The organism is Psychrobacter sp. CX10, from assembly GCF_057621575.2.
This window is the reverse complement of the sequence record NZ_CM177736.1, coordinates 2,420,725-2,432,839: the sequence shown is the minus strand read 5'-3', so window position 1 is coordinate 2,432,839 and position 12,115 is coordinate 2,420,725. Positions and strand designations below refer to the sequence as shown.

Annotated in this window: 13 protein-coding genes and 2 tRNA genes; 8 read left to right on the top strand and 7 right to left on the bottom strand. The window is 38.4% G+C overall.

The features are described from left to right. Window positions 1-26 precede the first annotated feature (26 nt). The 3 genes from trmD to uvrC all read left to right on the top strand — a co-directional run bounded on the left by trmD (window position 27) and on the right by uvrC (window position 3,642). The gene (gene trmD, locus AC21OH_RS09800; protein WP_487370004.1) at window positions 27-806 is read left to right on the top strand and encodes a tRNA (guanosine(37)-N1)-methyltransferase TrmD; all 780 of its coding nucleotides are present in this window, start codon (window positions 27-29) and stop codon (window positions 804-806) included. A gap of 192 nt (window positions 807-998) precedes the next feature. Further along, complete coding sequence (gene rplS / locus AC21OH_RS09795) at window positions 999-1,424, top strand: 50S ribosomal protein L19 (protein WP_486536578.1); 426 nt, start codon at window positions 999-1,001, stop codon at window positions 1,422-1,424. Window positions 1,425-1,866: 442 nt separating this feature from the next. After that, the gene (uvrC, locus tag AC21OH_RS09790) at window positions 1,867-3,642 is read left to right on the top strand and encodes an excinuclease ABC subunit UvrC (RefSeq protein WP_491140420.1); all 1,776 of its coding nucleotides are present in this window, start codon (window positions 1,867-1,869) and stop codon (window positions 3,640-3,642) included. Window positions 3,643-3,729: 87 nt separating this feature from the next. On the opposite strand, the gene AC21OH_RS09785 is transcribed toward uvrC, so the two are convergent. The 7 genes from AC21OH_RS09785 to AC21OH_RS09755 all read right to left on the bottom strand — a co-directional run bounded on the left by AC21OH_RS09785 (window position 3,730) and on the right by AC21OH_RS09755 (window position 8,813). After that, window positions 3,730-3,939 (bottom strand): hypothetical protein, encoded by a 210-nt coding sequence (locus AC21OH_RS09785; protein ID WP_487370002.1) that lies wholly within the window; start codon window positions 3,937-3,939, stop codon window positions 3,730-3,732. Between the two features lie 67 nt (window positions 3,940-4,006). Next, window positions 4,007-4,888 carry a hypothetical protein gene (locus tag AC21OH_RS09780; RefSeq protein ID WP_487370001.1) on the bottom strand — a complete coding sequence of 294 codons (882 nt, stop codon included), beginning with the start codon at window positions 4,886-4,888 and terminating at the stop codon, window positions 4,007-4,009. A gap of 46 nt (window positions 4,889-4,934) precedes the next feature. Then, window positions 4,935-6,284 carry a beta-ketoacyl-ACP synthase II gene (gene fabF / locus AC21OH_RS09775; protein WP_487370000.1) on the bottom strand — a complete coding sequence of 450 codons (1,350 nt, stop codon included), beginning with the start codon at window positions 6,282-6,284 and terminating at the stop codon, window positions 4,935-4,937. Between the two features lie 22 nt (window positions 6,285-6,306). Further along, window positions 6,307-6,723: a hypothetical protein gene (locus AC21OH_RS09770; RefSeq protein ID WP_487369999.1), complete on the bottom strand. Its 417-nt coding sequence runs from the start codon at window positions 6,721-6,723 to the stop codon at window positions 6,307-6,309. 122 nt (window positions 6,724-6,845) lie between these two features. Then, window positions 6,846-7,205 carry a SirB2 family protein gene (locus AC21OH_RS09765; protein WP_486535972.1) on the bottom strand — a complete coding sequence of 120 codons (360 nt, stop codon included), beginning with the start codon at window positions 7,203-7,205 and terminating at the stop codon, window positions 6,846-6,848. 101 nt (window positions 7,206-7,306) lie between these two features. After that, window positions 7,307-7,636, bottom strand: coding sequence for a BolA family protein (locus tag AC21OH_RS09760; RefSeq protein WP_487369998.1), 330 nt, complete (start codon window positions 7,634-7,636; stop codon window positions 7,307-7,309). A gap of 373 nt (window positions 7,637-8,009) precedes the next feature. Then, complete coding sequence (locus tag AC21OH_RS09755; protein WP_487369997.1) at window positions 8,010-8,813, bottom strand: M48 family metallopeptidase; 804 nt, start codon at window positions 8,811-8,813, stop codon at window positions 8,010-8,012. A gap of 508 nt (window positions 8,814-9,321) precedes the next feature. Between AC21OH_RS09755 and AC21OH_RS09750 the strand changes: the two genes are divergently transcribed. The 5 genes from AC21OH_RS09750 (at window position 9,322) to AC21OH_RS09730 (ending at window position 12,047) form a co-directional block, all read left to right on the top strand. Continuing rightward, window positions 9,322-9,396, top strand: a tRNA-Gly gene (locus AC21OH_RS09750). 91 nt (window positions 9,397-9,487) lie between these two features. After that, window positions 9,488-9,563 (top strand) — tRNA-Gly (locus AC21OH_RS09745). Window positions 9,564-10,075: 512 nt separating this feature from the next. Beyond that, complete coding sequence (locus AC21OH_RS09740) at window positions 10,076-10,657, top strand: DUF4142 domain-containing protein (RefSeq protein ID WP_487369996.1); 582 nt, start codon at window positions 10,076-10,078, stop codon at window positions 10,655-10,657. A 282-nt stretch (window positions 10,658-10,939) separates the two neighbouring features. Beyond that, the gene (locus AC21OH_RS09735; protein ID WP_487369995.1) at window positions 10,940-11,326 is read left to right on the top strand and encodes a TehB family protein; all 387 of its coding nucleotides are present in this window, start codon (window positions 10,940-10,942) and stop codon (window positions 11,324-11,326) included. A gap of 568 nt (window positions 11,327-11,894) precedes the next feature. Further along, complete coding sequence (locus AC21OH_RS09730) at window positions 11,895-12,047, top strand: periplasmic nitrate reductase, NapE protein (RefSeq protein WP_486535977.1); 153 nt, start codon at window positions 11,895-11,897, stop codon at window positions 12,045-12,047. Window positions 12,048-12,115 lie beyond the last annotated feature (68 nt).

Below are 12,115 nucleotides of genomic sequence, written 5' to 3'. Positions count from 1 at the left end.
CTCAATTAACAAATGAGGGTGACGTTATGTATTTTGCAGTCATCACCATTATGCCTGAGATGTTTGCTGCAATTACTGAGTATGGCATTACAGGTAGAGCGGTTCAAAACAAGCAAGCAGTTATCGATTGTATTAATCCTAGGGATTTTACACTGGATAATTATCGCCGTATTGATGAGCGTCCTTTTGGGGGTGGTCCAGGTATGGTGATGAAAGCTGAGCCTTTAGCAAAAGCTATTGAATTTGCTAAGAGAAATGCAAGTCAGCATGGTTGTCTGGTTGATGCTCAACATTGCCCCGTTGTCTACCTATCGCCTCAGGGCGAAACCTTAGATGAATCGATGGTAGTGTCACTGCGTAAGTATGACGGCATGATATTGTTATGTGGTCGTTACGAAGGCATTGATGAGCGATTAATACAGCAGTATGTTGATTATGAAGTTTCTATAGGCGATTTTGTACTGACTGGCGGTGAGTTACCAGCGATGGTACTTATGGACAGCGTAATACGACGGTCACCCGATGTGATGGGTGATTCTCAATCAGCTGAACAAGATTCTTTTGTCGAAGGGTTGCTTGATTGCCCACATTATACTAAACCTCATGAATTTGAGGGAGCACGTGTACCTGATGTTTTACTTTCTGGGCATCACGCTAATATAGCGAAGTGGCGCTTTTTACAGCAGGTAGAACGTACTAAAGCTCGGCGTCCTGACTTATGGCAAAAATTTGAGCCGACTAAGGAACAAGCAAAAGTGTTAAAAAAACTTAATCCTAATAATAGCAACAAAGCGTATTTGGATTAAATAGTAATTTTTTTAAATACTTTTTATTTATATAGATAAAGTGATTATTGATACCTTGTCAGTAATACGTCATACCAGTTATTTTAATCTAATTCTGTTTCTCCATTTAATCTTATTGAAGATGATGGGGTAATTATTATAAACGGGTGGTAAGCGATTTAGCCTATGCCATCCCATGTGAGGAGCAATCTCATGAGTAATGCACATCCATTAGTACAAGCAGTTGAAAATTCGCAATATATTGAGCGTCCTGACTTCGCTGCTGGTGATACAGTTGTGGTACAAGTAAAAGTACGTGAAGGTGAGCGTGAGCGTCTACAGGCATTTGAAGGTGTGGTAATCGCAAAACGTAACCGTGGTTTAAACTCAGCGTTTACCGTTCGTAAAATTTCAAGTGGTATCGGTGTTGAGCGTGCTTTCCAGCTTCATTCTCCTATCATTGATAGTATTGAAGTGAAGCGTCGTGGTGCTGTTCGCCGTGCTAAATTGTACTACTTACGTGAGCGCTCTGGTAAATCAGCTCGTATCCGTGAAAAATTATCTGTGCGCCGTGAAGGTGTTCAGAGCAAAACGGATGCTGGCGTTCCAGATGCAGTAGAAACTGCTCCAGGTATCTAAATAGCAGACGCTAATCAGCTTTTTGATATTTAATAGTCTATATCGATTATATATGTCTTAAAGTTAGATAGATATCAAAAGGCCCTTAGCTCACTGAGTTAAGGGCTTTTTTAGTGTTTAATTTTAGAGTCTTAGTCTTAATAACAAGCTATAAAACAGCTCTGTACTTAGTAGTCTATAATTATACTTTTAATAAACTAAGTGAGAAATAATATTATAACGCTTCTATATGCCAGCAACTTATATCAACAACTTATCACGGCAACTTGCAATACGAGCAAAATTACCCCATTAATAGAACTATAGTAATTTTTCAAATAAACGGAAATCTATGGATAATGATTCGACGACAATAGCTTCAGCAGCTTCATCAATCGCAGTAACCTCTACGCCTACATCAGATGTGGACAAAAAAGTCCGTCTCAAGCATCTAATTAAGCGTATGCCAAATTTGCCAGGCGTTTATAAAATGCTGGGTAAAAATGGAGATATTTTATATGTCGGCAAAGCAAAGTCTTTGAAAAGCCGTGTGAATAGCTATTTTGCAAAAACAATCGATCATCCCAAGACCCGTGCTTTAGTATCACGTATTCATAATATAGAAACTATTATTACCCGCAGTGAAACCGAAGCACTGCTGCTTGAACAAAACCTTATTAAAGAGCATCGACCACCTTATAACGTATTATTACGTGATGATAAGTCGTACTTGTATGTGTTTATATCAGCGGATAAGCCTTACCCGAGGTTGGCGTATGGACGCGGAAAAGCGAAGCATCAAAAAGGGAAGTTTTTTGGTCCTTTCCCATCAGCTCATGCTGCCAAGGAAACCTTGGTGCTTATGCAAAAAATGTTTCAAATGCGCCAGTGTACCAATACATTTTTTCGTCAACGCAAGCGCCCTTGTCTTGAATATCAAATTAAGCGCTGCCGAGCGCCTTGTGTAGGGCTGGTCTCACCTGAAGATTATGCCATTGATGTACAAAATACTATTCGCTTCTTGAAGGGTGATTCTGGTGACATTCATGATGCCCTAATCGATAAGATGGAAAACGCTGCAGAGTCTCTTAATTTTGAAAAAGCAGCATTTTATAGAGATCAGTTGTCCATGCTTCGTGAAGTGCAATCACGTCAAGCTGTCTATACTGTACAGGGCGAAGCGGATGTAATTTCTGTAGCAAGCCAAGCTGGGATGACGTGCGTCAATGTATTAACTGTAAGAGGCGGACGTGTATTGGGGGGTAAAAACTACTTTCCTGATGTGGATAGCTCTTCTCCCATTGATGAGAATCTATCTGCTTTTATTACCTCGTTTTACTTTCAGGTGACGGACGATTTGCCTGCTGAAATTATTGTTAGTCATAAACTACCTGACCAAGCTGCCGTGCAAGAAGCACTAACAATGCATTTTAATATTAAAACCACAATAAAGACCAATGTGCGTGAGCATCGAGCTGAATGGTTAGATCTTGCTAAACTCAACGCGAACAATGCATTATCAACCAAGCTTGGTGATTATCTTGAGCTACATGCAAGATTTAATGCCCTACGTGACACGTTAAAACCTGTCACTGATAAGAATATTGATCGCATAGAGTGTTTTGATATCTCTCATACGATGGGAGAGGCCACTATTGCTAGCTGCGTGGTGTTCGATCAAGGCGGGGCTCGTAAGCGTGACTATCGGCAATACGCTATTCATGGCGTAACAGATGGCGATGATTACGCGGCTATGGCTCAAGCGTTGACACGGCGCTATAAAAAACATCCTTTGCCCGACATATTGATTGTTGATGGGGGTAAGGGGCAGCTTAATATGGCGATTGGGGTTTTGACTGAGCTTGGTATTATTGATGACACGCTGCTCATAGGTGTCGCAAAAGGCGAGGGGCGTAAGGCGGGATTAGAAGTACTACATTTTGTGGATCATGAGCCACTAGATTTGCCGATGGATTCTAAAGCGCTGCATCTTATAATGAATATACGTGATGAAGCGCATAGGTTTGCCATTACGGCCCATCGCAAAAAGCGTGATAAACGCCGTTCTTCGTCGGTACTCGAAGCCATACCAGGATTGGGAGAGAAGCGTAGACGTGATTTATTAAACCACTTCGGAGGGCTACAGCAGCTGCTAGGCGCATCGCAACAAGAGCTTGAAGGGGTTAATGGTATCGGTAAGGTCATGGCCAATACGATATACAAAGTCTTACATGAATAGGCTTTGATATGCCGTATCCTATTTGAATGTTTCAAGCTTAGTTATGATTCTTGTTTAAAATCAGAGACGCTTAAAGATAGAAGATACTTAGAAGATTGGATTTATAGGCGCTACCGCTCTATAGTCAAAGAACTTTAAAGTAGTCACAAGGCAACCGATTGCAAGTACTACTAGGGTAGGCTTAACGAGGTTAACACCGTGACTCTTTATAAGTTCGCCGACTATAAACTTTCTATTTCCATTATGATATCCATAAACACCATAGCCATTGAAGATACTAAAAGGCGCTAATTTCATTTAAATTAGCGCCTTTCTTATTTTGGGAGCAATATTTATTCAACAGACCCTAGTAGAAGCGACATTTTTATTTGATGTTTTGATGGTGATTAATTTGATCTCGTAACCATGCTTTTAGGTCTTCTGACATGGTAGCAAGCTGATCGCTTAAATAGTCATCGATACGGCTCTCTAGTTCTTTGACAAACTTATCATCAATTTCACCTTCGGTCGTTTCAAATTTAAAATCAGCTGATGCAGCTGGGTTTATATCAGCCATTTTTATCTCTATAATGTCATCTGCTACTAGTATTTGCGTAGTGTTGGAGTGATGGTCATTATTACTTTCACTGTCGTTATTGCCACTGCTATTATTGTCACCGTTATTATTACTTTCATTGTTACAGCTACTGTCAGTATTGCTATCTGTCTTAGCAGTATCTGCATCAACGGACTCGGTATTAAGGGCTTCTGTATTGGCAAGATGACTATCAACAATGGCATCATTATCTTCTAACCTTAACTCATCATCTTTCCTTAACTCATCATCAATTGAACTTGGATTAGAGTCTATACTTTGTTTGATAATTTGACGGTTAGAATAGTCCAGATTAGAGACATTCACATTTGGAGTATCTGAGGTTAATACGGTATCTGAATCAGGGGTCTCATTGTCCTGTGTTTCTCGGTACAGGCTATGCGCTTCTTGATGCTCTTGGCGCAATAGCTCTACTTCGAGTTGGGCGTCGTGTTCTTTTGCCAATGCAATCTCTTCCAACGCTATATCGGCATAAATACTATCAATATATTGATTCAAATCAGGATTGGTAAAACAAAAGGTATCTAAATCAGTGTCATCGTCCAATAGCAGAGTAATGTCATCTAATTCTTGAATAAGTGCGCCTTTCACTTGTTGAGGGGCATTCGTCCAGTGATGAGCAAATTGGTGCGAAAACGCGACTTGTGACATAGTTTAAAATCTCCATATTGATATAACACGAATGTGCGACTTAACGTTAATCAGACCATTTTGCAAACACTAAAGAAGCGTTAGTACCCCCAAACCCAAAGCTATTTGACATGCTAAGCATTAAGTTACTAGTAGGACGTGCTTGATTTGCAACATAATCTAGCCGGCAGGCCTCATCTTGGTTTTCTATATTTATAGTCGGTGGTGCAGTCTGATGCTGCAAGGCTAAAACACTAAATATAGCTTCAATAGCGCCCGCCGCACCCAATAAATGGCCTGTCATAGATTTGGTAGAGCTGACTAATATCTGATCACAGCACTGCTCAAACACATGTTCAATCGCTTTAGATTCCGCGATATCGCCCGACGGTGTGCTGGTACCATGTGCGTTAATATATCCAATATCACAAGGTGCAATACCTGCATCACTAATCGCACTTTGCATGGCACGTGCTGCCCCTCCGCCATTAGCGGGTGGCGCAGTAATATGATGGGCGTCATCACTCATACCAAAACCTGCAAGTTCTGCTAAAATTGTGGCGCCTCTAGCAGTAGCGTGTGCCAAGCTTTCTAGTACCAGCACACCAGAACCATCTCCTAATACAAAACCGTCACGGTCTTTATCAAAAGGACGACTGGCGCGCATTGGGTCATCATTGCGGGTAGATAGAGCGCCCATCGCAGCGAAGCCTGACATCCCAAGTGGGCTAGACCCTTTTTCACTACCGCCTGCAAGCATCACATCACAGTCACCATAGGCAATCAACCGAGCAGCCAGACCAATAGCGTGAGCGCCAGAAGTACAAGCAGTCGCTGTCGCTAAATTAGGACCCCGTAAGTTGTGTTTGATGGCCACCATACCCGCTGCCATATTCACAATAGCGCCGGGTAGACTAAAAGGTGATACACGGCGAGCACCTTTTTGAGCGAGGGTATCTCGGCTATCTTCAAGGGTTTGTAGTCCCCCGATACCTGAGCCAATAATCACACCGATGCGATCTGCATCAATACGCTGTACAGGGGTAGGTTGTGACGTTATCTCATCAATAAAACCGGCCTGTTTTAATGCCATACTAGCGGCGGCAATACCATAGTGGACAAAGCTATCATAACGTCTCACTTCTTTTGTTGCCATATAAAGACTGGGGTCAAAATCTTCGATGGTTCCTGCAAACTGTGAGCGAAAAGTTGACGCATCAAAATGGGTAATGGGTTTAATACCACTTTTACCATTAATCAATTGTTGCCAAGAGGTTTCGACATCTAACCCCAAAGGCGTCACTGCCCCCATACCAGTAATGACAACCCGTTGATGGTCGTCACGAGTATGATAAGGCGCTTTACGACGTGTGGCGCTTGAAGCACTAAAAGAGGGTTGCATAGAGTTAAGACTCATAATAGATTATTGCCTTATAACTTTACTTTTCGCCATATACTTTTAAATTGGTTGAAAAGGCACATTGCTTCATACGCGCGGATTGCACAACAGCATCACGTTCGCCATATAAACGCGATAATTTAGCGTTTCGAGCATTACTATTGTTACTCTTTCCTACACCAATATTAATATTGGGGGAAACCCCCCAGCGCCCAGCTGAAATACCGACGCCAACACCAGTTGTGGTAATGCCCGAATAAGCGCTTTTTTCATTACTGATATAATTTTGAATACGGTTGTATTCTTGAGACAATCCGGAACAATCATAACTTTGGTAGTTGCTAGGCGGTATATATTGCGGCGTTACATTTGGTGTACTGGCGCAACCACTTAACAATAGGCTGCCCAATAACACACCAGTTGACGCAGGCAAAAGTTTTAACATAAAGTTTGGCATAGTAAATCCTGAATTCATGATAGGGTTAAACCCGAGTTAAAGCAGACGTTGTATTACCCTTATTTATTAGACTGATTATAGAGTATCTACTGATATAAAAAATGGGATCACAAACATTCAAATTATATGATGTTACCTGGTTTTATAAAGGCCAAGGTTATAATCCCAATGTAGGCAACTAACGCAATTAAGATACCAGCTTTGCTTTGGGCTAGTGTGGCAGTCGGTCTAAATGCTTTTATACTAGCACTTATTGCAGCAACAAGTAATATAATCTTGCCTGCCACCCACTGAAGCGGCACGTTAAGGCTTAACAGTGGCATGACCAATACGATTCCTGAAATGATTACCAAAGCATATGCCATATGAGTGGCAATTTTACCCTTTTTATCAAAGCGTTCACCTCGATTGATGACTAAAAAACTTTGCCATATAAACAACACAATAATTATCGCTACCATCAGCATATGTAAGTGTTTCATAAAATCCCTTCACGGTTACCGTCACTTCGTTTTAATAGATAAGACTATAATTTAGATAATAACATCGTCAAAATAAAATTATAAGTCCATCCCAAATTTACCTATTTATTTTGTCCTGCACACAGTGGACTTGCGGGAACATCTTGATTTTTCTCATAAAGTTTATGCCACTCATCTGGGGTATAAGCATGTATCGCCAAGGCATGAACTTCACCACCCTGACTTGTCATTAAAGGGTTTACCAAAGCATATATTTGCTGATGGCGCCCGACCAATCGCTTACCTGAGAATTCAGGGCTAACAATGATAAGTTTGAAGTGGCTTTGTTTACCCTCAAAGTATCCTGCATGATTCATAGATTCATTTATCAGCTCGACATGTTCAGGATATAGGGGAGATAAGCTTTCTATGAGTGCATTATGCGTATCCAATGCGGTAGTCTCCTAAGTTGTAGTAATTATAATAGAGTCTTTACGTGCCTCAGACACCAATGATATTAATGACATAAATTCAATTTAAAAACTGGGTTTATTCTGTCTGGTGTTATCTTATCAAGGATTATTGAGCCTGCTCTATAGTTTGAATGTGAAATTGCTCGAATGTGAGATGTTTTGAATGTGAGATGTTTTGAATGTGAGATAGCTTGAAAGTTAGATAGCTTAAATGTGCATAATAAAAGACTACTTTAGAAGAGTTAACTAAATTAAAATTGAATAGAACGAAAAAACAGCCAAAGCATCGCTATTGACTGTTTAATAACTTTAAATTAAATATAACGGTTTGACTCTAATAGTTCAGAGTTATCTAGTTGTTATAATAAGGCATAACCTCTGGAATCAAGCTTTGCAACGTAGCAATACGGTTTGCGCTTGAAGGGTGAGTGCTTAAGAATTGGGGCGGCTCACCTTGGCTGGCGCGCTGCATTTTTTTCCATAAGTTCACCGCTGCGTTGGGGTTATACCCCGCTCGAGCCATTAGTACCAGTCCGATTTTATCCGCTTCAGCTTCTTGGGTACGACTGTTTGGACGTGAGATACCCAAATCACCAGCAATATTGGCTAAGTCCGCTTGACCTTGCGATAAGCCAAATATACTCGCCGCAATACCAATACCTGCTTGGGTAGCATATTGACTTGATATACGTTCACGAGAATGCTCACGAATGGCATGCGCCATTTCATGTCCCATGATAGCAGCAATTTCAGCATCAGTTAGGTTTAAACGGTCGATAATACCTGAGTAAAACATAATTTTACCACCAGGTAATACAAACGCATTCAATTGGTCAGATTGAATAGTATGCACTTCCCAATCCCAGTTTTTAGCATCACCACGGTATAACTCTGCTTGGTTAATTAATTTACGTGCAATACGATTTAAGCGGGCCAATTGTTCAGGATTGGTATCTAATACCCCTTGTGCATTAGCTTCTCTTAATAATTGACTATAACTCTGAGCAGACATTTGTAATACTTGTTCATTAGAGACCAATAATAGCTGCTGCCTTTCACTACCGAGGACCCCTGAATTAGTGGTTGAGGTACAGCCAGTAAGTGCCATAGCTCCGATAGAAGCCGCTAATGTACTATGTATTAAAAATTTCTTCATTATAGTCCTCTCTAAGTAATATAATCCGTAAATATGGTTGAGTGGTTGGTAGTTGTGGGCGGTTAACAGTTTTGAGTAATTAATAGTTTTGAGTAATTAATAGTTTTGAGTAATTAATAGTTTTGAGTAATTAATAGTTTTGAGTGATTGATGATTTCGAACAGCTGGAAGTTTTAGAGATAAATAATTTTGTACCTTGCTCTATTGATGTATCTTGCTTTATTTAAATAGTCATTAATATCCATAATCTGCTTTAAATAACCCTAATGTTCTATTAACTAAATATAAGATTTTTTGAACACCAACCTAAACAAACACAAATGTATATAGGATTCTATATTAAACATAATTTTGCTTACCTACAGTAACAAAATAGGTTTTTATTGTAAATCAATGCGTATAGCCTGATAGAGATATCAAAAATCTAGCTATTAAAAAAGTATTGACAGATGCTTCATTTCGTATATAATATCCCACCTATCAAGACGTAGTAGAAGTTTCAGTATAAGCGGGATTAGCTCAGTGGTAGAGCATAACCTTGCCAAGGTTGGGGTCGAGAGTTCGAATCTCTTATCCCGCTCCATATTTTAATATAGACTTTTGAGTATTGTTTGATAGATAATTTGTTGTAACTATTAACTCATATGTGTTAATGACTTCAAGTTCATACCTATGCGGGAATAGCTCAGCTGGTAGAGCACGACCTTGCCAAGGTCGGGGTCGCGAGTTCGAATCTCGTTTCCCGCTCCAAATATGCTTATTTTATCATTTGATAAATAAATAAAAAATATATAGCCAAAACCCCACCATTCAATTAAGAGTAGTGGGGCTTTTTGTGGTTGGTCGACTAATTAAAGTATCTACATTTTAACTTATTCGATCATTATTTAACTATCCCCTCCAAATGTAAATTCAGTTACACCCCTTTACCTTAGACCTACGTTCTATAGGTTGATACTTGTATTTAGTAATATCACTTACCTATAATCACTACAAACGCTTCACAGTAATAAATTTGTGCACTCATATACTTAATCAGGACTAAGCTTAAAGCCTGTAAAAACAAGATTTAAAAAATGAGGGTATGAAATGTTGTTTATTATCTCGTTATAAACCCTTTCGTAGATGGTTTTATTGTCTGGGAAGTTATTATCTCGCAGTTAATCCATCTGAGTGCTTATAGATTTAAATCACGAAGCTTTTGAGGAACAATAACTATTTTAGTTATTTCTAATTAATAAATTATTCAATAGGATGAAATCATGAAATTATTAACCAAATCAGTTTTAACTTGTGCAGTATTGGGCGGTGCACTAACTGTGAGTGCTTGTCAAAACACACCAATGAATCAAGGTAATGTTGTTACAACGACGCCGCAGGCTCAAAAAAATATGGTGGCACTGTCTGAAAATCAGATTCTAAAAGTATTAAGCACAGCAAACAATGGCGAGATTATGCAAGCTAAAGTGGCTATGCCAAAGTTACAATCTGCATCAGCACGTACATTTGCTGAAAAGATGATTGAAAAGCATACTGAAAATGAGATGAAAGGACAGGCTTTAGGCAAGCAGTTGGGCCTAGTGCCACAAGCTAGCCATACGAGTAATGCGCTGCAAGTAGATAGCAATAATATAGTCACTAAACTTTCTCAAGCTTCTGCGCCAGCCGATAAGATTTATTTGATGGATCAAGTTAAAGTTCATGCTAAAGTTTTAAACACTATTGATAATGAGCTTATGCCAAATGCAAAAACACCTGAACTACGTAATTTCTTAGCGCAAACCCGTGCAGCGGTAGCTATGCATTTAAACGTGGCTCAACAATTAGTTTCTGCAATGTCTTAATAACTTATGCCTATTATTAATAGGTTGTATATAAACTTAGGCCCTATTAGCATTTTTCATGCTTTTAGGGCTTTTTTATATATGCTCATTCATAAGATAGACATTTAAATCAATCAATAAAGTATTATAATAATATAACGTTACATATGGTCAATTTGTAGTAACTTTCAGCTATAGCAAATAAAGTATTAAATTTGCGTTTATATGTGATTGTTATCACATAAATTACTTATTAATTAGAGAATGAGTTAAAAGTCAAATAGTGGGTTATAAGGAGGCTCTATGGCACATCAAATCATACCCAGTCACTGGAAAGTTAAGCGTTCAACGCCTTTTTTCACAAAAGATAACGTACCCAAATCTTTATTAAATCATCACAATACTGCACAAGGTGTTTTCGGACAGATTTGTGTGATGCAGGGCGTAGTAACTTTTTATGGTTTTGCTAATGAACAGTCAACTGAGCCTGAGAAAAAAGTCATTATTAACGCAGGTGAGTTTGCGACCAGTCCTCCTCAATATTGGCATAAAGTTGAGTTAAGTGATGATGCTCAATTTAATATCGTATTTTGGGTTGAGAATATAAAAGAAAGTGGCAGTAAGCTTATGACTCAATCCAAAATTCATAATCAAGATATGCACGAGATATTTGATACGCCAAAACCATAATCGATGCTTTTAATACTACCGCTTAATAATAAACCATACTCAGTCAAAACTTAATTTTAAAACGCATTTTTTCTTATAAAGGATGGATAAAAATCATATCCTCATATATAATAGGGGATAGAAAATTTATAACATTACTTATGATTTTCAAGCCAAAATACTTCAAGCCCTAAGCGAATTTATATAGCAATAGTTTATACTATAAAATTAATTGATTTCTTTTATAAAATTCGCCCCTTTAATATAGATTTATTAATAAAATTTCGCTCGATATTCAGTCAGTCTTCTACTAGTTTTATTTATTAATTATTTTAAAATAAGATTAGCGCATTTAAATTCTATGAATATAAAACATATGCTTATTTGTTGATAAGTTTGTTCAAATATCGTACTAATTATTGGTATAAAAAAATATAATAATTCTTTTCCTGCCAATTTTATACAGTCCCTAATACTTTGATTGTAATTCCCGTATATCAGTACAAACATTAATACATACAGCTAAGTACATATATATAAATAGATAAAAAATAGTTTAAAGCCATAAAATTACCGGAAGGGGAAACCTATGCAATCAAATACTCAACCTGTAAAGCGTGAATGGTTAACAGTATTGATAATGTCATTTATTGCTTTGCCAATTATCGCGCTATTATTTATTTGTGCCTATGGCTTTATTGTTTGGTTTGGTCAGCTTCTATTTTGGGGACCACCAACTTAAGTCAAACTAGCTCAAAATTTATATAATACTGAGCATTATTTTATTGAGACAAAAATTTTAAGGTGGCA

Bases quoted from the DNA above. Each gene is read 5' to 3' on its own strand.
- trmD (WP_487370004.1), top strand. From the start codon at position 27: ATGTATTTTGCAGTCATCACCATTATGCCTGAGATGTTTGCTGCAATT.
- rplS (WP_486536578.1), top strand. From the start codon at position 999: ATGAGTAATGCACATCCATTAGTACAAGCAGTTGAAAATTCGCAATAT.
- uvrC (WP_491140420.1), top strand. From the start codon at position 1,867: ATGCCAAATTTGCCAGGCGTTTATAAAATGCTGGGTAAAAATGGAGAT.
- AC21OH_RS09785 (WP_487370002.1), bottom strand. From the start codon at position 3,939: ATGAAATTAGCGCCTTTTAGTATCTTCAATGGCTATGGTGTTTATGGA.
- AC21OH_RS09780 (WP_487370001.1), bottom strand. From the start codon at position 4,888: ATGTCACAAGTCGCGTTTTCGCACCAATTTGCTCATCACTGGACGAAT.
- fabF (WP_487370000.1), bottom strand. From the start codon at position 6,284: ATGAGTCTTAACTCTATGCAACCCTCTTTTAGTGCTTCAAGCGCCACA.
- AC21OH_RS09770 (WP_487369999.1), bottom strand. From the start codon at position 6,723: ATGCCAAACTTTATGTTAAAACTTTTGCCTGCGTCAACTGGTGTGTTA.
- AC21OH_RS09765 (WP_486535972.1), bottom strand. From the start codon at position 7,205: ATGAAACACTTACATATGCTGATGGTAGCGATAATTATTGTGTTGTTT.
- AC21OH_RS09755 (WP_487369997.1), bottom strand. From the start codon at position 8,813: ATGAAGAAATTTTTAATACATAGTACATTAGCGGCTTCTATCGGAGCT.
- AC21OH_RS09740 (WP_487369996.1), top strand. From the start codon at position 10,076: ATGAAATTATTAACCAAATCAGTTTTAACTTGTGCAGTATTGGGCGGT.
- AC21OH_RS09735 (WP_487369995.1), top strand. From the start codon at position 10,940: ATGGCACATCAAATCATACCCAGTCACTGGAAAGTTAAGCGTTCAACG.
- AC21OH_RS09730 (WP_486535977.1), top strand. From the start codon at position 11,895: ATGCAATCAAATACTCAACCTGTAAAGCGTGAATGGTTAACAGTATTG.